This is a genomic window from Actinomadura sp. WMMA1423 (assembly GCF_006547145.1).
Lineage (GTDB): Bacteria > Actinomycetota > Actinomycetes > Streptosporangiales > Streptosporangiaceae > Spirillospora.
Genome location: NZ_CP041244.1, coordinates 4579945 through 4599610, shown reverse-complemented (window position 1 = coordinate 4599610; position 19666 = coordinate 4579945). Strand labels below are relative to the sequence as shown.

The following is a 19666-nucleotide window of genomic DNA, read 5'->3' as shown; positions in this document are numbered from 1 at the left end:
GGGTCAGTCCCGCGATCCGGGTCTGCGCGCCAGGACGAGCCGCCCCCGCGGGCTGCCGTCCTCCCGCACGCCCAGGGCCGTCAGGGGAGCGGTCGTGACGTCGAATCCGGCCGCCGCGAGGTCGCGGCGGAGCGCGTGCAGCGGACACGTCCGGTAGTACATGACGAACGGGGGACGCCAGACGGCGTTCCGGACCCGCATGACCGCGTCGAACCCGAGCAGCGCCCAGTACAGGCGGGACGCGACGGGCGGCGGCGCCCCGACCGGGAAGGCGAACAGGCGGCCGGGCCGCAGCGCGCGGTAGACCCCGGCGAACAGCGCGGGCCGGTCGCCGGGGAGCAGGTGCCCGAGCGCGCCGAACGTGACCGCGAGGTCGAAGGCCTCACCGAAGGGCAGGTCCCGTACGTCGGCGCGTACCCAGGCGGCGTCCGGATGCGCTTGCCGCGCCTGCGCGAGCATCCCCGAGCTGAAGTCGACCCCGGTGGTGCGCCCCTCGCACAGGGGGCCGAGCACCCGCATGCCCGCGCCGGTCCCGCAGCACACGTCCAGCCCCTGCCCGAACGGGCCGAACGGCCGCAGCGCGTCGGCGGTGGCGTCCAGAACCCTGTCGGGCGTGCGGAAGGGCGTGTGGTCGAACTTGGGGGCGAGCAGGTCGTACCCGCGCTCCACCGACGACAGCGCCTGCACCGCCAGCTCCCGCAGGGACGGCCCTCGCTCCGAAAACACCCTCCAACCCTACGGCTCCGCTCACCCGGACCGCCGAGGAGCCGACGGTCCGGCCCGTCACCCCTTCGCGCCGCGTTCGCGCAGGGTCGCGACACCGTCCCCGTCGAGCTCGTCACAGTAGTCCGCGCGTCCCGTCATGGCCATGATCAATGCCAGTGTGGAGCCGGACACCAGGGGCCCGGCGCCGGTCGCGAAGGGCCCGTCGGTCGCGGCGAGCCGCAGCCCCTCGATCCGGCCCTTGGCCAGGACGACCTGGTCGGAGCCCCGGTAGTACTCCGCGAGCGGGGTGAGCGTCGCGATCGGGTACTCCCGGCGGATGCCGAGCGGGCGCCGGATGTCCTCGCCGTGGACCACCGTCTCGCCGAGCATCGCCATGATCGGCAGCGGCGGCTTGACGGTGCTGGTGACGGCGCGTCCGAACCTGTCCAGGGTCTCGGCCGGGGACGAGCCCAACTGCTCGTTCAGCCGCATCACCACCTGCTTGTCGAAGTCGAAGCGGCAGCGGATCACGCCCGCCAGCCATCGCGCCGGCCCGAGGTTCGCCGCCGCGGTGAGGTGCGCGAGGACCTCGCGCACCGACAACCCGGCGCACAGCGACGGTGTCGCCCACCGGGGCTCGGGCAGGTCGGCGAGGTCGGCGGCCAGCGCCGCCCGTTCGGCGTGGACGAGCGCCCACAGGCCCGCCCTGGTCTGCCCGCCGCCTTCCGGCTTCACCTCGGTCATGTGGCCCCTCCTGGGTGGTGGTCTACCTGTCCTGTCCGACTGGAGACCTCCGCCACCGTCCGAAATCATCGCCACGGATCATCGCCCTGGCGAAAATCCGGCCCGTCCGACCGGGATGTCACTCGTGGGCGGGGAGGTGGCGGGTGTCGCGGAGGACCAGGCCGAGGGCGGCCAGCGGGGCGAGGAGGGCGAGGCCGGTCACGGTCGCCGCCGGGTCGTGCCCGGCGCTCGGCGGGAGGCCGAGAAGAGCGGCGGCGTCGGACGCCGCTCCCGCGGCCAGGAAGGCCGTGCCCGCGCGAAGACGGCCGGCCCTCGGCGGAACGACCTGTGATCCGGCGGCGGCGATCGTCCGGCAGGACTGGACGGCGCCCAGGGCCAGAGCCGTCCACCAGCAGGAGACGACGAGCGCCCGCACCACGGGCGGCTCGCTGGCGGCGCCCGCGTGGACGGCGAGGACGACGCCCGCCCCGAGCGCCGCCGGTACCGCGAGGCGGGCCACGGCGATCCGGCACGTGGCCCCGAGCGTGCGGAGGACGGGGAGCGGGGCGAGGAGCGCCAGGCCCGCGAGGATCAGCAGCGTCCCGGCCGACATCAGCGGGCCGTGCCCCGCCGCCCGCGCGGACCGGCCACCCAGTTCGACCGTGGCGAGCGAGGCGAACCAGCAGGTGAGGGCGACCGCCACGGCCATCGTCGTCATCCGCAGCCTGCGCCGGTGCGGCGAGGCGCCCGGCCAGACGACCGGGTGCAGCCACAGGCCGGCGATACCGGCCAGGGTGTCGGGCAGGCCGCGCCAGCCGGCGTCCCGGATCTCGGCCTCCAGATCGGGGCCCCACCGCACGCGGACGGGACGGGGATACAGGCTGAACAGCACGGGCGCGAGGCTCATGTCGTCCGCACCCCGAGGTTGCGCAGCCCGACGGCGGCGACGTGCGCCATCGTCCGCAACTCCTGCTCCAAGGCGGTGCGCCCCTCGGGGGTCAGGCGGAGCGTGCGCTGGCGGCCCTCCTCGGGCAGCGGCTCGATGAGGTTCTTGGCCTCCAGCCGGGTCAGCGCTCCGTAGAGGCTGCCCGGGCCGAGCCGCCGGCCGGTGAGCCGCTCGATCGCCGTGTTGATGGCGTAGCCGTGCAGCGGACCGTTCGCGAGGACGGTGAGCACCAGCATCTGCGCGTCGTTGCCGTGCATGGCATCCGATCGTAGTACGCGTCGCGATGCTTCGCATCAAGTACTACGCGATGAGTACTACGTGATGCGTACTATGGCTTCCATGGAACCACCGATCCAAGCCCGTGGACTCTCCAAGCGGTACGGGCGCACGCGGGCCGTCACCGATCTCGGATTCGCCGTGGAGGCCGGCCAGATCTGCGGCCTGCTCGGGCCGAACGGCGCGGGCAAGACCTCCACGATGCGGATGCTGGTCGGGCTGTCCTCGCCGGACGCCGGCGCCGCGACGATCCTCGGACGGCCGGTCGGGCTCGGCAGCGCGGTGCTCCGCCGAGTCGGCGTGCTCATCGACGGTCCCGCGTTCGTGCCCCACCTGTCCGGCGCCGCCAACCTCAGGCTCCTGTGGTCGGCGACCCGGCGCGCCTGGCCGCCACCCGCGCTGGACGCCGCGCTCGACCTCGCGGGGCTCGGCCCGGCGATCGGCCGCAAGGTCAAGGGCTACTCGACGGGGATGAAGCAGCGGCTGATGCTGGCCCAGGCGCTCATGCGGGCGCCCGACGTGCTGATCCTCGACGAACCGGCCAACGGGCTGGACCCCGCCGAGGTGCGGGCCCTGCGCGAGCACCTGCGGGAGATGGCCGGACGAGGGGCGGCGGTGCTCGTCTCCAGCCATCAGCTGGCCGAGGTGCAGCAGCTGGCGACCCACGTGGTCGTCATGAACCGCGGCCGCCTGGTCGCCGCCGGACCACTCGCCGACCTGCTGGACGACACCGGCACCCACCTCATCGAGGTGGACGACGGCGAGCGGGCCGCCGCCGTCCTGGGGCGGATACCCGGCGTCGCCACCGTCGCGGCGCGAGGCGGCGAGGTCACCGTCACGGCGCCGCGGGCCGCCTCACGCGACCTCGTCCGCGCGCTGGTCACGGCCGGAATCGGCGTCACCGCGGTGCACCAGGCGAATCGGTCGCTGGAAGACGTGTTCCTCACCATGACCCAAGGAGACGACGAGCATGCTGCGCGTTGAACTGACCAGCCAACTGCTCCGCGTCCGCACTCTCATGGCGCTCGCCTGCCTTGCCGCCGTTCCCGTCGCGGCCGCGCTCGCGACCGCTCCCCATGCGGGGCACCGCAACGGCGCCCAGGACGGCCTGTTCGGCGCGGCCACGTACTCCGCCCTCAACCACACGATCGCGAGCCTGCAGTTCATCGCGCCCCTGCTGCTCCCCATCGTGGTGGCGCTGCTGGCCACGGCGATCGGATCCGCCGACCGGGACTGGGGCACACTGCGCTACCTCTACGTCGCCCCGGTCACGCGCTCGCGGCTGCTGGCCGGCAAGCTCGCCGCGGTCGCGATCACCACCCTGGCCGCCACCGCGTGCGTGCCGGCGGCCGGCCTGCTGAGCGGCCTCGCCCTCTTCGGCCCGCATCCCTTCCACATCATCGGCGCGCCCCCGCTGACCGCCGGCGACGCCATCACCCGCGTCCTGGCCGCCTGCGGCTACACCGTCCTCTGCATGCTGAGCATCGCCGCGATCGCCTTCACCCTGGGCCTGCTCCTGCCCCGCGGCGCCGAAGCGCTCGCGACCGCCATCGCCTTCGTGGTGGCGGCGACGATCCTCGACGGCCAGTCCGCGCTCCACGCCGTGACGGTCGTCCTCCCCGTGCACTACTGGCAGGCCTGGACGCACCTGTTCGACCCGTCCGGCGGTGCGCACCTCGCCCCCGGGATCGCGTGCCAGCTCGCCACGATCGCCCTGGCCACCGCTCTCGCCGCCCTCGTCCTCGCGAGACGGGACCCGGCGGCGTAGCGCGCGACCGCGCCCCGCTTCATCCGGCCGCCGAACCGAGGTCCGTCAGCAGAAGCGCCACATCGAGCCCTGTGTTCAGGTAGTCCACGAACAAGGAGTTGTTCAGCGCCCACTTCGACCGCCGGTACCGGATCAGAAAGACGGCGTCATCGGTGCCGTAGCCCAGAAGTGTGAGGGCTTGGGCGACGACGAGACCGGAACGGTTGTAGCCGGAATGGCAGCGGACCAGTACCCGGCGCCCTTGCCGGACCGACTCCGCGGCCAGTTCCGCAGCGAGGCAGACCCTCTCGATCTGCTCGGTGGTCAACGGGCCGTCCGGAATCTCCAGGCGGCGGTGCTCGACATTCCCGTCCGGCCCGTGGCCCTCGCGCACGTAGAGGCTGATGACGAGATCGAACTCGCGGCCCGCGACGGCCGGCGTCAGGACGCCGGCCGGATCGCGGTAGTGGTGCCCGCCCATCCAGAGCAGCGGGACGATCTCATCCCAGGGCGTCCCGGCGTCAGGCGCTCCCCGGCCCGTGGTCCGCATGGCCTCACTCCCGCCACCGCCCGGCGACGGCGGGCCGGGCAAGATCAATCGGTCACGCGCTCAACATACAACGCGGTTCGCTGAGGGACCCGCGCGTGAGCGCCGCGGCCGATCCGGTGCGGCGCGCGATCTATCTGACCGAGGACCGCACCGACGGCTGCCTCTACCGGTTCGTCCCCACCACCTGGGGTGACCTCTCCGCGGGCAGGCTGCAGGCGCTGGTGGCGGGGTCGGGCGCCTCCAGGTCGTTCACCTGGGCGGACGTCCCGGACCCGGACGGCTCGCCGACCGCCACCCGCGACCAGGTCTCCGGCGCCAAGCGGTTCAACGGCGGCGAGGGCTGCCACTACGCGAACGACACGGTGTGGTTCACGACGAAGGGCGACAACCGGGTCTGGCAGCTGAACCTCGCGAGCGGCACCTACGAGCTGGCCTACGACGACAACCTGGTGGGCCCGGGCACCGCGCCGCTCACCGGCGTCGACAACGTCACCGGCTCCTCGGTCGGCGATCTCTACGTCGCGGAGGACGGCGGAAACATGGAGATCTGCATGATCACCCCGGACGACGGGATCTCGGTGTTCCTGCGCGTCGACGGCCAGTCCGCCTCGGAGATCACCGGCCCGGCGTTCACCCCGGCCGGCGACCGCCTCTACTTCTCCTCGCAGCGCGGTACCAGCGGCTCGTCCACGGGCGGGATCACCTGCTGCGTGACCGGCCCGTTCCGCCGCTGACCACACGGGCCAGGGCCACCCGGCTCCTGGTCGACGGTGAAGCGTGACCGGCATGGGTCTGCCGCTCTCGCGGGTCCGGCCTCGCGGGTCAGGCGCCGTAGTGCTCCCCGACCGCGTCGAGGACGTCGCCGAGCTGCCCGCGCGCCCGGGCGGAACCCAGGTGGTCGAGGTAGTCGCGGGATTCGACGATCTTCCCGTCGCGGACCCGCATGACGAAGACCGCCGGGTAGCCGAACGGCTCGCCGGTCTCCACCACGGTCCCCTCGTACCGGAACTCGGCCACGATGACCTCGGGATCCGCGGTCTCGTGGACGGTGATGCCGATCGGCCGGCGACGGAGGGTGTACCCGGTGCAGGTGCCGGGAGGCGCGCTGAAGCCGAAGTGCGCGCGTAGTTCCTCGCGAGACCGCAGCGGGGGCGCCGCGAGCGGATGGAAGGGGTGCTCCACGTGCGTCCGCTCGGCGTAGAGGTCGATGATCTCTTCTCCTCGTTCCTCGCAGACGCCGTGCACGAGCTTGAGAAAGACCTCGCGCGGGGTGAGGGGTTCGGGCATGAGGGCTCTCCCATCAGAGATCTCGGGCAAGGGCGGCCGCCCGGCGAGCCGGGGCGACGGCGGGTGCGGTCATGGAGGCAATGTAGTTCGTTAGAGAATTATTCGTCAACGAATTATTTTAGGTGGACGGGTGCGGGCTGCTGTGGATGGGGGACGTTCGTCCCTTGCCCGCCGGGGCCGGTCATGTGCTCGGGTGGAAGAGAGAGACGTGGAAGAAGGACGTGGTCGCGGGGCCGCGGGCCCCGCGTGGCCAGGCTGGAAGATCGGGGGGAGATTCATGGAAACCGGAATTCTGATCAGGTGGGGCGCTCCGCGGCCGGGACGCGAGAAGGACGCCCTCGACCTCTTCCAGAAGTCCGTCGAGCACTACCGCGGCCTCGTCGCGGACGGGCGGCTCACCTACTTCGAGCCCTTCATGCTCGGCAGCGGCGACGCCGAGATCGAGGCCGGGTTCTTCATCATCAAGGGAGAGGTGACCCAGGTGTTCGAGCTGCTCGACGACCAGGCGCACCGCGACCTGATGGCGCAGGGCAGCGTGCTGGTCGAGCACTACCGCCTCGACATGCTCGCCGTCGGCGACAGCATCCGGCGGTGGCTCGGCGACTACGAGCGCGGGCTCATGGCCGTGGGCGCGTAGAGCGCCGTCGAAACACCCCGGGCCTTCGGGCCACGGGGTGTTCCGGGCCCGTGCAGGGGTCGCGGCGCTCGTGTCAGGTGGTGGCGAAACCGGTCAGGACGCGGCCGAGGATCTCGGTGTCCACGCGGTGCCATGAGCCGGGCAACTGCATCCCCCAGCCGTTGGGGAGCGCGGCGGCGGTCGCCCGGGCCGCCGCGCGCAGCCAGTCGCTGGTGCCGTCGCTGTTGACGACCAGCGCCGGGGTGCGCAGGCCGGCCAGCCGCTCGACCGGGACGGAGTGGTCGCCGCAGATGGCCGTGTCGTAGACGAGGGTGTGCGCGTTCGCCTCGTTCGTCGCCCACAGCGGGGTCCGGCGCCACTCCGCGATCGTCTCGGGGCTGAAGTCCATCAGTCGGGTGAGGAAGCTCTCCGCGGCCTCCCCGCGCTTTCCGTCCTTCAGCAGGGCCCGCAGGTCGTCCATGTAGCCGGCCGGGGGCTTCGGGTACCCCTCGGCCCGGTAGAAAGGCTCGTGCAGCGCCAGCTTGGTGATCGGGACGCCGGCCATCGCCGCTTCGAGCGCCAGGTTCGCGCCGCAGGACCCGGCGAACACGACCGCCTCGCCCCCGGCCTCGGTGATGACCGCGTCGAGGTCCTCGATCTCCCGCTCGACGGCGTAGGCGGGGGAGTCGCCGCTCTGCCCCCGCCCGCGCCGGTCGTAGACGTAGGCGGTGCAGTGCGGCGCGAGTTCGGGCACGAGCGCGTCGAAGATGGTGTGATCGCGGAAGGCGCCGTTGAGGAGGACGATCGGCGGGCCGTCGCCCGCGCTCTCATAAGCGATCGTCGTGCCGTCCCGGGAAACGACTTTACGCATCGCGCTCTCCTCGCCGAATGGGATGTGTGTCCGCGCCGCCCAATCTTCTGCATGCCGGTCGGTGTCCGGTCGAGAATCGCTCGCATCCTTCCTGAGCCTTGTTCGCGGAAGGCCGTCGAACTGGAAACGCGCAGCACCGGGAGGCATGATCTCCGGGAAAGGGTCGCCATTGCATTTTGGGGAGAGAAGATGAAGTCAGGCTCCCGGTCGCTGGGCGTCGACCTGCTCGGCCCGCTGTCCCTCCGCCTCGACGGGGCGCCGGTGACGGCCAGTGCGCCCAAGCAGCGCCAGGTCGTGGCGCTGCTGGCGCTCAACGCGGGTCAGGTCGTCACGGTTCCGGAACTCGTCGAGGAACTGTGGGGCGACCAGCCGCCGCGCAGTTACGCCACCACCTTGCAGACATATGTCCTGCAGTTGCGCAACGCAATGAGCGCCGCATGTCCCGGTGATCCGGGCGTGCGGCGAATTCTCGGCACCCGGCACAACGGATATCTGCTGGAGAAGGGCGAGTGCCGGACGGACGTCGATGCGTTCGAGGAGCACGTGCGGGCCGGACGCGCGGCGGCCGAGACCAGTGATCACCACCTCGCCTCGGAGGAATTCGGGCGCGCGCTGGAATTGTGGCGGGGCCCCGCACTGGTGGACGTCCGCCGGGGGCGGATCCTTGAGATCGAGACGGCGTCGCTGGAGGAGTCGCGGCTCGGGGCGCTGGAGCGGCGCATCGAGGCGGATCTGATCCTGGGGCGGCACACCGATCTGCTGGGCGAGCTGACCCTCGTGTCGGCCAAGAACCCCATGAACGAGAACCTCTGCGCGTTCCTGATGGCGGCCCTCTACCGTGCGGGGCATGTCGCGCGCTCCCTGCAGGCGTTCCACCGTCTTCGCACCGTGCTGAACAGTGAGCTGGGGGTCGAGCCCGGCCCGAGAGTGCAGCGGCTGCAGACGGCCATCCTGTCGGGGGATCCCGCGCTGGAGGCCGAGGCGCTTCCCTGGTTTCGCGAGGAGGACAGCCGCAACTGGTCGGCCGCGTAAGGCTGAGAACGGTGAAAGCCCCTGGCTCACCGCCAGGGGCTTCGCGCGCCCGCGTCAGGCCGGGGGATTCCCGTGCTTGCGCGGCACGAGGTCCGGGCGCTTCTCGCTGAGCAGCTCCAGCGCCCGGACGACCACGAGCCGGGTGTCCGCGGGGTCGATCACGTCGTCGACCAGCCCTCTCTCCGGCGCGTAGAAGGGGTGCATGAGCTCGTCGGCGTACTGCGCGCTGAGCCGCGACCTGAGCCGGTCGGGCTCGGCGGCGGCGGCCAGCTCCCTGCGGTGGATCACGCTGACCGCGGCGTCGGCGCCCATCACGGCGATCTCGTTGGTCGGCCAGGCGAAGGACAGGTCCGCGCCGATCGACCGCGAGTCCATCACGATGTAGGCGCCGCCGTAGGCCTTGCGCAGGATCACCTGCACCCGGGGGACGGTGGCGTCGCAGTACGCGTACAGCAGCTTGGCCCCGTGCCGGATGATCCCGTGGTGCTCCTGCTCCACACCGGGCAGGAAGCCCGGCACGTCGACCAGCGTGACGAGCGGGATGCCGAAGGCGTCGCACATCTGGACGAACCTCGCCCCCTTCTGGGACGTGTCGATGTCCAGGACGCCCGCCCGGACGACCGGCTGGCTGGCGAGGATGCCGACGGTGCGGCCCCCGAGGCGGGCCAGCGCGCACACCATGCCGCCGGCCCACTCCTCGTGGACCTCCAGGAACTCGCCCTGGTCGGCGATCTCCTCGATCACCGCGCGGACGTCGTAGGAGATCTTGGGGTCGGCGGGCACGATGTCGGCCAGCCGCGGGCAGCGGCGGTCCGGCGGATCGCCGGTCTCCCGGAGCGGCGGCACGTCGTGGCTGTTGGACGGCAGCAGGGAGATCAGGTACCGGACGTCGTCCAGGCAGGCCGCCTCGTCGTCGTACACGAAGGCCGCGACGCCCGAGGTCGTCGCGTGCACGTCGGCGCCGCCCAGCTCCTCGTGCGTGACCGACTCGCCCGTCACGGTGCGGATGACGTCGGGCCCGGTGACGAACATGTACGAGGTGTCGCGGACCATGAACGTGAAGTCGGTCAGCGCCGGCGAGTAGGCGGCCCCGCCGGCGCAGGGTCCCAGCACGACGCTGATCTGCGGGATCACCCCGGAGGCGCGGACGTTGCGGCGGAAGATCCCGCCGTAGCCGGCGAGCGCGGTGACGCCCTCCTGGATCCGCGCGCCGCCGCTGTCGTTCAGCGCGACCAGCGGTGCTCCGGCGGCCAGGGCGAGGTCCATGACCTTGTGGATCTTCGCGGCGTGCACCTCGCCGAGCGAGCCGCCGAGGACGCGGAAGTCCTGCGCGTAGGCGAAGACCCGGCGGCCGTGCACGGTGCCCGAGCCGGTCACGACCCCGTCGGTGGGAGGCCCGGCGGGATCCGCGCCGGCGGTCCGCCGCCGGAACAGGTCGAGTTCCATGAAGGAGCCGCTGTCGAGCAGGTGCTCCAGCCGCTGCCTGGCGGTCAGCTTCCCCTTGGCGTGCTGCCGTTCGGTGGCCAGCTCGTCTCCCTGGACGGCCCGCTTGCGGAGCTCCCGCAGCCTGGAGACGCGTTCCCTGGTCGTCGCGGCGTGCCTGGCGGAGCCCGGCGCCGGGCCGGAGGGCTGCTCGCTCATGGCCGCGCCGCCTTTCCCGGAGCCGGGCCGGTGTCCAGACGGTGGCCGCCGGCACGGTCCAGCCGGACCGGGGCTCCGAGCACGTAGGCGGCGGCCACCGCGCACAGCAGTCCGGACACCGAATCACCATCGGTGACCAGCGGAACGACCGGGACGCCGGGGCAGATCCGGGCGGCGTGGCCGGTCAGCAACTGGCCGGGGCCCACTTCGAGGAGCAGGTCCACCTCCTCGCCCATGCGCCGGACCGCGCCGCTGAACAGCACCGGCGAGCAGAGCTGGCCGACCAGGAGGTCGCGCAGGTCGGTGTCCGGCGCCAGGACATCGCCCGTCACGGTCGACACGACGCGCCGCCCCAGCGGACGGAACCGCATGCCCTCAAGGTGGGCGCGCAACCGATCGGTCGCCGGAGCCATCTTGGGGGAGTGGAACGCGTCCGAGACCGGGATGTTCGCCGCCCTGAGCCCGGCCGCCGCGGCGGCCCGCCGGACGCGGGCGACGGCCTCCGCCGGGCCCGACACCACGGTCTGCACCGGGTTGTTGTCACCGGCTATGACGACCGGCTCGTCCCGCAGCAGCGGCTCCACCCCGTCCCGGGCCGCGCCGACGACGGCCATCGCGCCGCGGCCGTCGCAGGCGTCCGCCAGGATCCGGCCGTGCGCCGCCGCGAGAGCGACCAGGTCGGGCTCGCCCAACGCGCCCGCCCAGTGCAGAGCCGTCAGCTCGCCGAGGCTGTGGCCGGCCGCGACCGACGCCTCGATGCCGAGCTCTGACAGCACTCGAACGCCCGCGACGGACGAGGCGACGATCCGCGGCTGGACGGTCTCGAGGCCGCCGGGGCCGTCGGCCGCGGGAACCGGGACCGCTCGGTAGAGGTCCCGGGCGGCCTGGAAGCGGGCAGTGAGCGCCCTGCCCGCCCTCCCGTTGTCGGAGCCCTGGCCCGGGAAGATGAAGCCGATCGCCGGCCTGCGGTCCGCCCGTCCCGCGAACACCCCGTTGACCGCGTCGGCGGCCGCGGCTTCGCCGTCGCGCAGCGTCCCGGCCAGGGTGGCGAGGCGCTCGCGGGCCTGGCCCGCCGACGCGGCGACGACGGCCGCCCGCACCGGACGGTCCGCGAGGTCGCGCCGCAGGGCCGCCGCCAGCTCGCCGAGCCCGCCGGACGCCGGCTCCCGGAGGGACCCGATCAGGTGCGCCACCCGGTCGCGCAGGTCGGCCGGGGTCCGCGCGTCGAGGGGCAGGAGCAGGTGGTCCTGATCCGGCTCGGCCGGAGCCGACCGAGGCTCGGGCCGTGCCTCCCGGACGATGGTGCTCGCATTCACGTCTTCTGTTTCGGACACGCCTCCCAGCGTGCGCCGATCACCGGACGCGCTTCATCTCGGAGCTTGCCGTAGCGGCCGCGCACCGAGTGCAGAGAAATGCGACGGAATGGTGGACCGAGTGCTTCCGCCGCAAAATTCCGTCCGGTGGTCGTCCCGTTCGACCGGCGACTTCGCGCGGTCGAACGCCGCCGCCCGGCGAAGGTACGGCGCGGACCAGGAAGTATGCGGCAACGCAATCCGCGAGAAGTATCGGCGGCGCGAAGGTGATGACGTTTGAGTGCCATTTCCGATGCTCCTGGAGGAGGGAGGTGTCGAACATGAAGGTGGTTCGTAAGTGGAACGCCCTGCGCGCCGCGCGTGCGGGTGCCGTCCGTCCGGCCGGCAGGCACTTCAAGTGGTCTGCCTGAAGGTTCTGACGCATGAGCCCGCGGGGGCTCGAACGCCCCCGCGGGCTCATGCCCCCGAGCGGAGGTGGGATTCAATGCACCGTTGGAGTGTCGAGCGTTTCCGTGTCGATCAGGGAATTCTGGAGAAACTCGTAGACCGGTTCCTGGCCGTCGAGTTGTGGGAGAAGCCGCGCGGCCCGCTGACCGACGGCGAGCGCGCCGAACTGCGCCGGACGATCGCCGGGCTCCGGCACCCGCGGGCCGTCGAGGAGATCTGCGCGATCGCCGCCACGCACCCGGAGGCGGGCATCAGGCGAGCGGTCCTGGAGGGGGTCGAGCCGTTCCTGGCCGCCCATCCCGCGGCCCGGGAGCTGACGGTGTGGCTGCTCGCCGACGACGAGGACTTCGTCTGCTTCGCCGCCGCGCGGGTCGCCGGACGGAACCGGATCGGCGAGGCCTACGAGGACCTGGAGCACATCACCGGCCCGGCGGACGCCGCGCTGTTCCGCAGCAGCAAGCCGGTGGGCATCGGCGCGGCCGTCGTCGGGAAGGCGATGGCCGACATCCTGGGCGCGGCCGACCGGGCGGCCAGGCTGGAGCTCGAACGCGGCCACGCCGTCACCGGACGTCTGCCGAGGGAGACCCGGCTCGACGAGTTCTGGGACTACGACCCGCCCAACCTGCCGAAGCCGGTCCCCGACGGCATGGTGCTCGTCCCGGCCTCCGAATTCGTCGTCGGCATAGGCATGGAGGACGTCGTCCATCCGCTCTACGACGTGGACGACGCGGTGCCCAGGCGGACCCGCTATCTGCCCGACTTCCTGATGGACGAGTACCCGGTGACGAACCGCCAGTACGACGAGTGGGCAGCGGGCCCGGAGGCGGCCGAGCACCTGCTCTGCCACCCCGACGAGGCCCCGGGCAAGGACCACCGGCGCGGGCTCGCCGGAGACGCCCGGTTCGCCCCTGATCACCCCGCCGTCGGCGTCGACTGGTACGACGCCTACGCCTACCTGGCCCACCACGGCAAACGCCTGCCGACCGAGCTGGAATGGGAGAAGGCCGCCCGCGGTGAGAACGGCCTGCGCTACCCGTGGGGGAACGCGTTCGACCCTGATGCGCTGCGGTGGTTCGGATCGGCCTTCGGCCGGCCGGAGAGCCTGGAGGAATGGCGCGAGACGCTCTGCACGTTCGACGACACGACCCCCGAGGTCACCACGGTCCCCGTGGGGTCCTTCCCGAAGAACGTCAGCCCCTACGGCGTCGCCGACATGGTCGGGAACTGCTGGGAGTGGACCGACACCAACCACTTCACCCGTGATCGCATGCGGCCGATGATCTCGGGCCGGCCGCGGCCCGAATGGGCGACGGCGGAGGAGTCGGCCGTGGTCATCCGCGGCGGTGCGTGGACCTCGATGGCGGAGGAGTTGACGGCGTTCTTCCGCGGCAAGGACCTGTTCACCGACCGGCACAACGAGATCGGATTCCGGGGGGTGATCCGGTGAGCGGCCCGCAGCGCGTCCCGTGGTTCCGGTTCACCGGTTCGGTGACGCGGCAGCAGCGCGCGTTCTACGAGCGCCACGGATTCGTGGTCTACCGAGGTGTGTTCGACGCCGAGGACGTCCGGCTCATCAAGGCCGATGCCGAACACCTCGAAGCGGAGACGCTCGCCGGGAGGGTCCCGGCCGAGCACCGCGACAAGGTCCTGAACCCCTCCTACGACGAGCACGGCAAGGCGAGCCTGCACCGGCTGCCCTACTTCACCCTGCACTGCCCGAAGACCCGGCGGCTGGTGGAGGAACGCGGGATGGACGCGCTCGGGCCCGGCCTGCTCGGCAGGCCGACCTGGCGTTTCGAGGATTCCATCGACGGATCCGTGTGGCAGATGAAACGGCGCAAGCGCTCTTCCTACAACGCGCTGGACTGGCATCTCGACTTTCCGCACGACCACCCGGTCGCGCCATTGGTGAACGTCGGGATCTACCTCGACGCGGCCACCATGCAAAACGGCTGCCTGGTCGTCGTTCCCGGGTCCCACCGATTTCCGGCGCGCCGGCTGGACCCCGTCGGGCTTCCGCTCATGGTGGAGGCGGGCGACGTCATCTGCCATACCAACAACATTTTCCATCACTCGGGTCCGGTCATGGACGACACCAGCCGGGCGACGCTATACCTGTATTACGCGGCGGGTCGGCGACCGGCGCCGGGAACGACGTACACGCACCGGGCCGGTGAGGATTTCGCGGATCTGTTCATCGAGACGAAGGCGGGCACGCGATGACAAGCCCGATCACCGATTCCGCGAACAATGCGGAGGTCCCCGTCGAGGTCCTGCGCATGGCGTACTGGACCGAGGGGCCGGCCGCGGAACGCGACGCCCTGCTCGATGCCTACGTCGGCTGCCTGGCACGGCTCGCCGGCTCCGAACTGCGCGCCGAGTCCGAACTGCTGGGCGAATGCCTGGCGGTGGGCCTGCTGCACGCCGTGCCCGAGGTGCGCCGGCGGGCGCAGGCGGCCGCCGGGCGGCTCGGCCCCGAAGCGGCGGCCGAGGCGACCGGCTGGACGCTCGGCGACCCCGACGAGACCGTGCGCGCGACCGCCCTCCCGTCCGCGGCGGGGGCGCCGGGGCTGAACGCCCTGCTGGCCTCCTTCGGCAGGTCCCCGGAGCTCGTCGCCTCGGGCGCCGAGGGCTGCGTGACGGTGACCGACGCGCACGCCCTGGCCGCGGCGCGGAAGCTGCTGGCCGACACCGAACTTGCCGACGCGGTGCTGGCCGACCTGCCCGTCCCTCTGTCGGCCGACCGGATGCCCAGCAGGCTGAACCTGGACGGGATGCGGCACGTCCCCGCCGGACGGCTGGTGCGGGGACCGGGCCCGGGCGAGCGACCGGCCGGGGGCGACACGTCCTGGGGTGACACGTCCTGGCCCGCGGTGGCCGAGACCGATGTGGAGGGGTTCTATCTGGACGTCCATCCGGTCACCAACCACGAGTACGACGCCTTCGTCGCCGATGTCGCGGAACACGGTCACCAGTGGTGCCACCCCGACGAGCCGAAGGACGCCGACCACACGCGCTCCACGGCGGACGACCCGCGCTGCGCGGATGACCATCCCGTCGCCGGGGTGAGCTGGTACGACGCGACGGCCTACGCCGCCTGGTGCGGCAAGCGGCTGCCCACCGAGGACGAGTGGGAACGGGCCGCGCGCGGCGACGACCACCGTCCCTTCCCGTGGGGCGGGCGGTTCCACGCCGACCGGGTCCGCGGCCTGCACGCGGTGCTCCAGGACGGCGACGACACCGACCTGGGGCGTGAGGAGTGGCTGCGGCGGCTCGGGGAGCTCCACGTCGACGCGCTGCCCGCTCTGACGGGGCCGGTGGGCCACCGTCCGGGGGACGAGTCGCCGTTCGGCATACGGGACATGTGCGGCAATGTCTGGGAGTGGACGTCCACCCGGTTCCTCGACGGCCTCCCGGTCGAGCCGCGCTTCGGGACCATGGACCCCGGCGACCTGTGGGGCGAGTGGTCGGCGGAGGTCTCCATCCGCGGCGGTTCCTGGAGCTCGCCCCCGGCGCTCCTCACCGCCGTCGGCCGGGCCGGGAGGCCGCTGGTCGCCAGAAGCCCGGAGATCGGCTTTCGCTGCGCGGTGAGCGAGGCGGAGGTCTTCGCTTGACGGCCGGCGGGCGGCGACCGCGCGGGCCGGTTCCCGCCGGCTATGCGAGCTGCCTCGCCGACCGCGACTTCCGCCGGATGCAGCCCGGCTTCCTGATCTCCTTCCTCGGTGACGGGATGAGCCTGCTGGGCGTCGCCTGGCTCGCCCTCCGGCTCGCCCCGCCGGACCACCGGGCGGTGGTGGTCGGGCTGGCCGTCGCCGCCTACAGCCTGCCCGCCGCGGCCGGGTCGTTCCTGCTGGGGCGCTGGCTCGGCTCGCGGAACAGCAGGAGCCTGATCCTGATGGACTCGCTCCTGCGCGGGGGCGTGTTCACGCTCATCCCCGTGCTGCACTGGACGGGTTCGCTGAACGCCGCGGCCTTCGTCGCGCTGCTCGCGCTGTCGTCCGTCCTGCACGCGTGGGGGGTCGCAGGGCGGCAGACCTTCGTCGCCGAATGCCTGCCGCAGTCGGCCCGGCTGGCCGGGCACTCGCTGGTGGCCGCGCAGGAGCAGGCCTCCTTCATCGCCGGACCGCCGCTCGCCGGGCTGGTGGCCGCCGCGTTCGGGCCGGCGGCGGTGCTGGCCTTCGACGCGGCCACCTACCTGTACCTCGCCGTCATGGCGTCCCGGCTCCGGGGGGAGCGGGCGGTCGGCCGCCGTCCCCCCGTCCCGCTGCGGCGGAGCGTGCGGACCCTCGCCCGCCATCCCGGGCTCCTCGGCCTGCTGGTGCTGAGCTTCATGTTCAACCTGCTCTACGGGCCGATCGAGGTGGCGGTCCCGGTGTTCGTGGCCGACCGGCTCGGCGACGACCCCGCCGTGCTGGGATGGATCTGGGGCGCGTTCGGCGCCGGCGCGGTCGTGGGCGCCCTGATCACCGGGACCCTGCGGCGGCTGCCGCTGTGGCCGGTGGCCCTCGGCATCGTGGCCGGCTGGGGCCTCGCGGTGCTGCCGCTCGCGCAGTTCGGCACGCTCGCCGCGGGGATCGCGGGCTTCGCCCTCGGCGGCCTGATCTACGCCCCGTACGGCCCGGTCTCGATCACCCTGCTCCAGCAGAAGGCACCGCAGGACCAGCTCGCCAGCCTCAGCGCGTTCCGCAGCGCGGTGCTGGTGATGTCGAGCCCGCTCGGCGCCGCGCTGGGCGGACTGCTGATCGGCGGCCTCGGCGCGACCGGCACGATCCGGCTCTCCGGCCTGACGACCATCGGGCTCGCGGCCGTGGGCACGGTGCTCGTCCTGGGCGTACGGGTGAGCCGCCGGGCCGGCGCCCGCTCAGGCTCGGCCGCGCCCGCCGAACAGAACCTCGACCCCACCTGACCCACCCCGACACGAGGGACGGCAGGCTTGGGCGGCCGCGGGCTTGGGCGACCGCAGGCTTGGGCGACTGCAGGCTTGGGCGACTGCAGGCTTGGGCGACCACGGGCTTGGGCGACCACGGGCTTGGGCGGCCGCAGGCTTGAGCGGTCTCCGGCCCGTGTGGTCCTCGGCCTGGAGTGGTCTCCCGTCGAGAGGTCTTCGGCCTGGGTTGAGTGGTCGGCGTTGGGGGCTGGTTTTCGGGTCAGGTTGGGCCGGTGCCCGTCTGGGCCATCCGCTTGCGCATCGACTCCGAGTCGTTGGCGTGGGGGAATTCATCCTTGGGCGCGGCGACGTCCAGGAAGGCGCACAGCGGGTCCCAGCCCTGCTTCACGTCGTAGACGAGGAGGTTCTCCGGGGCGACGTTGTCGATGACCTCCTGGTTGTGGGCGCGGTAGACCTCGATGGCGTGCTCCTTGTCGGAGAACCGCCCGCCGAAGAGGCCGTCCCAGACCATGGTGCTGGTCACCCGGTAGAGCCGGGCCTGCGTCGAGCCGGGCGGGGGCGGGTTCGCGGCGCTTCTGAGAGCGAACTGGTACAGGGTGTCGTGGGTGCTGCGGTACCAGCGCTCCTCGTCGCGGACGGTGAGAATGATCTTGGCGTTGGGGAACGCCTCCATGAGCTGCCTGTAGTAGACGGCGGAGGGGCCGTCCACGGCGGACGTGTAGCCGTCGAACACCGCCTCCCAGTCGGGTGCCCGCCCGTCGCAGACGATCGCCTCCCACTGCCTGAGCCGCTCCTCGTCGCCGACGATGTCGAACATGTGGTAGCCGGGGCCGAAGCCGAGCCGGTCCAACGCCACCTTCAGCGACGTCGTGCCGGTCCTGCCCAGACCGGTGTTGATGATCTTCAACAAGGCGGATGCTCCCTTCCTGGGGCTGGAACTGCGACTCTCCTCAGGCCGCGACTGGACGTCACGCGGGGCTCGGTGCGGCCCGTCCGGCCGCCTCGGCGAGTGCCCGATGGAGCCGTTCGTCATCGGTCTGGCCGGCCTCCCACTGCACGCCGACCGCGAACGGGTGGTCGATCGCCTCCACCACTTCGATCACCCCGTCCCCCGCCCATGCGGTGGCGACGAGGCCCGCGCCGAGCCGGTCGATCGCCTGGTGGTGGCGGCAGGCGGCCTCGGGGTCGTCCTCGCGGAGGATTCCGGCGATGTGGCTGCCGGGCTCCAGCCGCAGGGAATGCAGGCCGAGGGTGTACGCCTCCGTCTCCGGGCAGTGGGCGTCGTCGCCCGTGACGTCGGGCAGATGCTGGTGCAACGTGCCTCCGAAGTGCACGTTGAGGAGCTGCATGCCGCGGCAGATGCCGAGGATGGGGAGGCCGGTGTCGAGCGCCTCCCTCACCAGCGCCATTTCGGCGGCGTCCATGGTCGGTCCGCCTTGGCGGGTTCTCGGGTGGGCGGTCTCCCCGTACAGCGCCGGATCCAGGTCCGGGCCGCCCGGGACCAGCAGGCCGTCGAGCCGGCCGACGAAGCGCTCGGCGCCGGGCAGCAGCGGGAGCAGCACCGGGGTGCAGCCCGCGGCGGCGAGGAAGTCCACGTGAGACTGGAGCGCGAGGCTGACGGTCATGCCGGTGCCCTGCAGCGTGACCGGCGCCGTCCGTGCGCAGATTCCGATCACCGGATGCCCGGCGGGCCGCCGGGGAACCGGGCCGTTCGACTTCACCATGATCCTCCGATCAGGCCGGCGGTCGCGCCGGCGCGGCGGCCGCCATCGAGCGGGGCGTGCCCGGCGTGGCCCTGACCGCGCGATGGCGTCCCGCGGCCGGGCGCGGGGTGATGACGGGGCAGCCGGCGTCCCCCGCCAGGGCCGGCCGGGGTTCGAGATCGGGCAGCGCGAGCAGCACCGGCGGGTCGGCCGGACGGCCGCGGCGCAGCCGCACCGCGGCGCTCGTGACGCTGTCCGAGGTCACCGGCACCGGGTCGTGCCCGCCCGTCAGCCGGGTCCGGCGGGCCCAAGGTTCGACGCCTTCCGCGACTCCCACCGCGTGCACGAACCAGGTGCCCGCGGGCACGTCCAGCAGGCGGTAGCAGCACGGGCGCCCGCTGGGCACGTCGACGATGGCGGCGGCGACGGACGGGTGCTGGACGATGGGGGTCCCGAAGGCGCCCACGTAGACGCGTGCGTTCCCGCAGCCCTCGGGGAGGCCGACCGTCCCGGCGATCGCGCCCGCCCCGGTGGGCGGGCGTGGCTCCGGGTCGGGCAGGCCGATCTCCCCAGTCCGCGACAGGCGGCGGAACCGGCCGGGGGAGACGCCGACACTGGTCGTGAAATAGTTGGTGAAAGAGCCCAGGCTGTTGTATCCGACCGCGAACGAGATGTCGGTTATCCGCATCGAGGTGTCGAGCAGCAGGCACTTGGCCTGATGGATGCGGATAGCGGCGAGGAAACGGCCGGGAGTGATCCCGGTCGCGTCCCTGAAGAGTCGGGCGAAATAGAAGCGGCTCAGACCCGCGCTTCTGGCGATGTCCGCGAGGGACAGCGGCTCGCTGTAGCGCTCCCAGATGCACTCGATCGCTCTTTCCACCGCGTTGTCCATAAGCACCTCACAGCGGTCCCGATACCAGT

Annotated in this window: 21 protein-coding genes; 9 read left to right on the top strand and 12 right to left on the bottom strand. The window is 72.5% G+C overall.

Annotation, left to right across the window (positions count from 1 at the left end; all coding sequences use genetic code 11):
* Positions 1–3 precede the first annotated feature (3 nt).
* The 4 genes from FKD65_RS21175 to FKD65_RS21160 all read right to left on the bottom strand — a co-directional run bounded on the left by FKD65_RS21175 (position 4) and on the right by FKD65_RS21160 (position 2631).
* Positions 4–726, bottom strand: a complete 723-nt coding sequence (locus FKD65_RS21175; protein WP_141579137.1) for a class I SAM-dependent methyltransferase — start codon at positions 724–726, stop codon at positions 4–6.
* Positions 727–783: 57 nt separating this feature from the next.
* The gene (locus tag FKD65_RS21170) at positions 784–1449 is read right to left on the bottom strand and encodes a maleylpyruvate isomerase family mycothiol-dependent enzyme (protein WP_141579136.1); all 666 of its coding nucleotides are present in this window, start codon (positions 1447–1449) and stop codon (positions 784–786) included.
* Between the two features lie 118 nt (positions 1450–1567).
* Positions 1568–2335: a hypothetical protein gene (locus FKD65_RS21165; RefSeq protein ID WP_141579135.1), complete on the bottom strand. Its 768-nt coding sequence runs from the start codon at positions 2333–2335 to the stop codon at positions 1568–1570.
* The gene (locus tag FKD65_RS21160; RefSeq protein WP_141579134.1) at positions 2332–2631 is read right to left on the bottom strand and encodes a PadR family transcriptional regulator; all 300 of its coding nucleotides are present in this window, start codon (positions 2629–2631) and stop codon (positions 2332–2334) included. Before FKD65_RS21160 ends, FKD65_RS21165 begins: the two co-directional genes overlap by 4 nt.
* Positions 2632–2713: 82 nt before the next feature.
* On the opposite strand from FKD65_RS21160, the gene FKD65_RS21155 reads away from it, so the two are divergent.
* Both FKD65_RS21155 and FKD65_RS21150 read left to right on the top strand, forming a co-directional pair.
* Entirely contained in the window at positions 2714–3634 is a 921-nt protein-coding gene (locus FKD65_RS21155; RefSeq protein ID WP_168221129.1) for an ABC transporter ATP-binding protein, read from the top strand.
* The gene (locus FKD65_RS21150; RefSeq protein WP_141579132.1) at positions 3621–4418 is read left to right on the top strand and encodes an ABC transporter permease; all 798 of its coding nucleotides are present in this window, start codon (positions 3621–3623) and stop codon (positions 4416–4418) included. The genes FKD65_RS21155 and FKD65_RS21150 overlap by 14 nt, the downstream gene beginning before the upstream one ends.
* A 19-nt stretch (positions 4419–4437) precedes the next feature.
* Here the strand turns inward: FKD65_RS21150 and FKD65_RS21145 are convergent, their stop codons facing one another.
* Complete coding sequence (locus tag FKD65_RS21145) at positions 4438–4947, bottom strand: dual specificity protein phosphatase family protein (protein ID WP_141579131.1); 510 nt, start codon at positions 4945–4947, stop codon at positions 4438–4440.
* Positions 4948–5042: 95 nt separating this feature from the next.
* On the opposite strand from FKD65_RS21145, the gene FKD65_RS21140 reads away from it, so the two are divergent.
* The gene (locus FKD65_RS21140; protein ID WP_240810263.1) at positions 5043–5681 is read left to right on the top strand and encodes a PhoX family protein; all 639 of its coding nucleotides are present in this window, start codon (positions 5043–5045) and stop codon (positions 5679–5681) included.
* An 88-nt stretch (positions 5682–5769) separates the two neighbouring features.
* On the opposite strand, the gene FKD65_RS21135 is transcribed toward FKD65_RS21140, so the two are convergent.
* Positions 5770–6234, bottom strand: coding sequence for a nuclear transport factor 2 family protein (locus FKD65_RS21135; protein WP_141579130.1), 465 nt, complete (start codon positions 6232–6234; stop codon positions 5770–5772).
* Positions 6235–6511: 277 nt separating this feature from the next.
* Here FKD65_RS21135 and FKD65_RS21130 point away from each other — a divergent pair, with 277 nt between their 5' ends.
* Positions 6512–6871 (top strand): hypothetical protein, encoded by a 360-nt coding sequence (locus FKD65_RS21130; protein ID WP_141579129.1) that lies wholly within the window; start codon positions 6512–6514, stop codon positions 6869–6871.
* Between the two features lie 73 nt (positions 6872–6944).
* Here the strand turns inward: FKD65_RS21130 and FKD65_RS21125 are convergent, their stop codons facing one another.
* The gene (locus FKD65_RS21125) at positions 6945–7721 is read right to left on the bottom strand and encodes an alpha/beta fold hydrolase (protein WP_141579128.1); all 777 of its coding nucleotides are present in this window, start codon (positions 7719–7721) and stop codon (positions 6945–6947) included.
* Between the two features lie 189 nt (positions 7722–7910).
* Between FKD65_RS21125 and FKD65_RS21120 the strand changes: the two genes are divergently transcribed.
* Positions 7911–8753, top strand: a complete 843-nt coding sequence (locus FKD65_RS21120; protein ID WP_141579127.1) for an AfsR/SARP family transcriptional regulator — start codon at positions 7911–7913, stop codon at positions 8751–8753.
* A 54-nt stretch (positions 8754–8807) separates the two neighbouring features.
* On the opposite strand, the gene FKD65_RS21115 is transcribed toward FKD65_RS21120, so the two are convergent.
* On the bottom strand, positions 8808–10394 hold the full coding sequence (locus FKD65_RS21115) for an acyl-CoA carboxylase subunit beta (RefSeq protein WP_141579126.1): 1587 nt from the start codon (positions 10392–10394) through the stop codon (positions 8808–8810).
* Complete coding sequence (locus FKD65_RS21110) at positions 10391–11728, bottom strand: ACP S-malonyltransferase (RefSeq protein WP_168221128.1); 1338 nt, start codon at positions 11726–11728, stop codon at positions 10391–10393. Before FKD65_RS21110 ends, FKD65_RS21115 begins: the two co-directional genes overlap by 4 nt.
* 463 nt (positions 11729–12191) lie before the next feature.
* Here FKD65_RS21110 and FKD65_RS21105 point away from each other — a divergent pair, with 463 nt between their 5' ends.
* Genes FKD65_RS21105 through FKD65_RS21090 form a run of 4 tightly spaced genes read left to right on the top strand, consistent with a single transcriptional unit; the run spans position 12192 to position 17060 of the window.
* The gene (locus FKD65_RS21105; RefSeq protein ID WP_141579124.1) at positions 12192–13601 is read left to right on the top strand and encodes an SUMF1/EgtB/PvdO family nonheme iron enzyme; all 1410 of its coding nucleotides are present in this window, start codon (positions 12192–12194) and stop codon (positions 13599–13601) included.
* A complete protein-coding gene (locus FKD65_RS21100) occupies positions 13598–14377 on the top strand; it encodes a phytanoyl-CoA dioxygenase family protein (protein WP_168221127.1) in 780 nt (259 codons plus the stop codon). The genes FKD65_RS21105 and FKD65_RS21100 overlap by 4 nt, the downstream gene beginning before the upstream one ends.
* The gene (locus FKD65_RS21095; protein WP_141579122.1) at positions 14374–15768 is read left to right on the top strand and encodes an SUMF1/EgtB/PvdO family nonheme iron enzyme; all 1395 of its coding nucleotides are present in this window, start codon (positions 14374–14376) and stop codon (positions 15766–15768) included. The genes FKD65_RS21100 and FKD65_RS21095 overlap by 4 nt, the downstream gene beginning before the upstream one ends.
* Positions 15765–17060: an MFS transporter gene (locus tag FKD65_RS21090; RefSeq protein WP_141579121.1), complete on the top strand. Its 1296-nt coding sequence runs from the start codon at positions 15765–15767 to the stop codon at positions 17058–17060. Before FKD65_RS21095 ends, FKD65_RS21090 begins: the two co-directional genes overlap by 4 nt.
* Positions 17061–17301: 241 nt before the next feature.
* Here the strand turns inward: FKD65_RS21090 and FKD65_RS21085 are convergent, their stop codons facing one another.
* From FKD65_RS21085 to FKD65_RS21075, 3 genes are read right to left on the bottom strand one after another with little or no spacing between them, the layout of a single operon-like run.
* Positions 17302–17952 carry a sulfotransferase family protein gene (locus FKD65_RS21085; RefSeq protein ID WP_141579120.1) on the bottom strand — a complete coding sequence of 217 codons (651 nt, stop codon included), beginning with the start codon at positions 17950–17952 and terminating at the stop codon, positions 17302–17304.
* A gap of 58 nt (positions 17953–18010) precedes the next feature.
* A complete protein-coding gene (locus FKD65_RS21080; protein ID WP_141579119.1) occupies positions 18011–18766 on the bottom strand; it encodes a gamma-glutamyl-gamma-aminobutyrate hydrolase family protein in 756 nt (251 codons plus the stop codon).
* Positions 18767–18776: 10 nt separating this feature from the next.
* A complete protein-coding gene (locus FKD65_RS21075; RefSeq protein ID WP_205718753.1) occupies positions 18777–19625 on the bottom strand; it encodes a helix-turn-helix transcriptional regulator in 849 nt (282 codons plus the stop codon).
* Positions 19626–19666 lie beyond the last annotated feature (41 nt).

Coding starts and splice junctions, on each gene's coding strand:
- FKD65_RS21170 (WP_141579136.1), bottom strand. CDS start 1,449: ATGACCGAGGTGAAGCCGGAAGGCGGCGGGCAGACCAGGGCGGGCCTG.
- FKD65_RS21165 (WP_141579135.1), bottom strand. CDS start 2,335: ATGAGCCTCGCGCCCGTGCTGTTCAGCCTGTATCCCCGTCCCGTCCGC.
- FKD65_RS21160 (WP_141579134.1), bottom strand. CDS start 2,631: ATGCACGGCAACGACGCGCAGATGCTGGTGCTCACCGTCCTCGCGAAC.
- FKD65_RS21155 (WP_168221129.1), top strand. CDS start 2,714: ATGGAACCACCGATCCAAGCCCGTGGACTCTCCAAGCGGTACGGGCGC.
- FKD65_RS21150 (WP_141579132.1), top strand. CDS start 3,621: ATGCTGCGCGTTGAACTGACCAGCCAACTGCTCCGCGTCCGCACTCTC.
- FKD65_RS21145 (WP_141579131.1), bottom strand. CDS start 4,947: ATGCGGACCACGGGCCGGGGAGCGCCTGACGCCGGGACGCCCTGGGAT.
- FKD65_RS21135 (WP_141579130.1), bottom strand. CDS start 6,234: ATGCCCGAACCCCTCACCCCGCGCGAGGTCTTTCTCAAGCTCGTGCAC.
- FKD65_RS21130 (WP_141579129.1), top strand. CDS start 6,512: ATGGAAACCGGAATTCTGATCAGGTGGGGCGCTCCGCGGCCGGGACGC.
- FKD65_RS21125 (WP_141579128.1), bottom strand. CDS start 7,721: ATGCGTAAAGTCGTTTCCCGGGACGGCACGACGATCGCTTATGAGAGC.
- FKD65_RS21120 (WP_141579127.1), top strand. CDS start 7,911: ATGAAGTCAGGCTCCCGGTCGCTGGGCGTCGACCTGCTCGGCCCGCTG.
- FKD65_RS21115 (WP_141579126.1), bottom strand. CDS start 10,394: ATGAGCGAGCAGCCCTCCGGCCCGGCGCCGGGCTCCGCCAGGCACGCC.
- FKD65_RS21105 (WP_141579124.1), top strand. CDS start 12,192: ATGCACCGTTGGAGTGTCGAGCGTTTCCGTGTCGATCAGGGAATTCTG.
- FKD65_RS21095 (WP_141579122.1), top strand. CDS start 14,374: ATGACAAGCCCGATCACCGATTCCGCGAACAATGCGGAGGTCCCCGTC.
- FKD65_RS21080 (WP_141579119.1), bottom strand. CDS start 18,766: ATGGTGAAGTCGAACGGCCCGGTTCCCCGGCGGCCCGCCGGGCATCCG.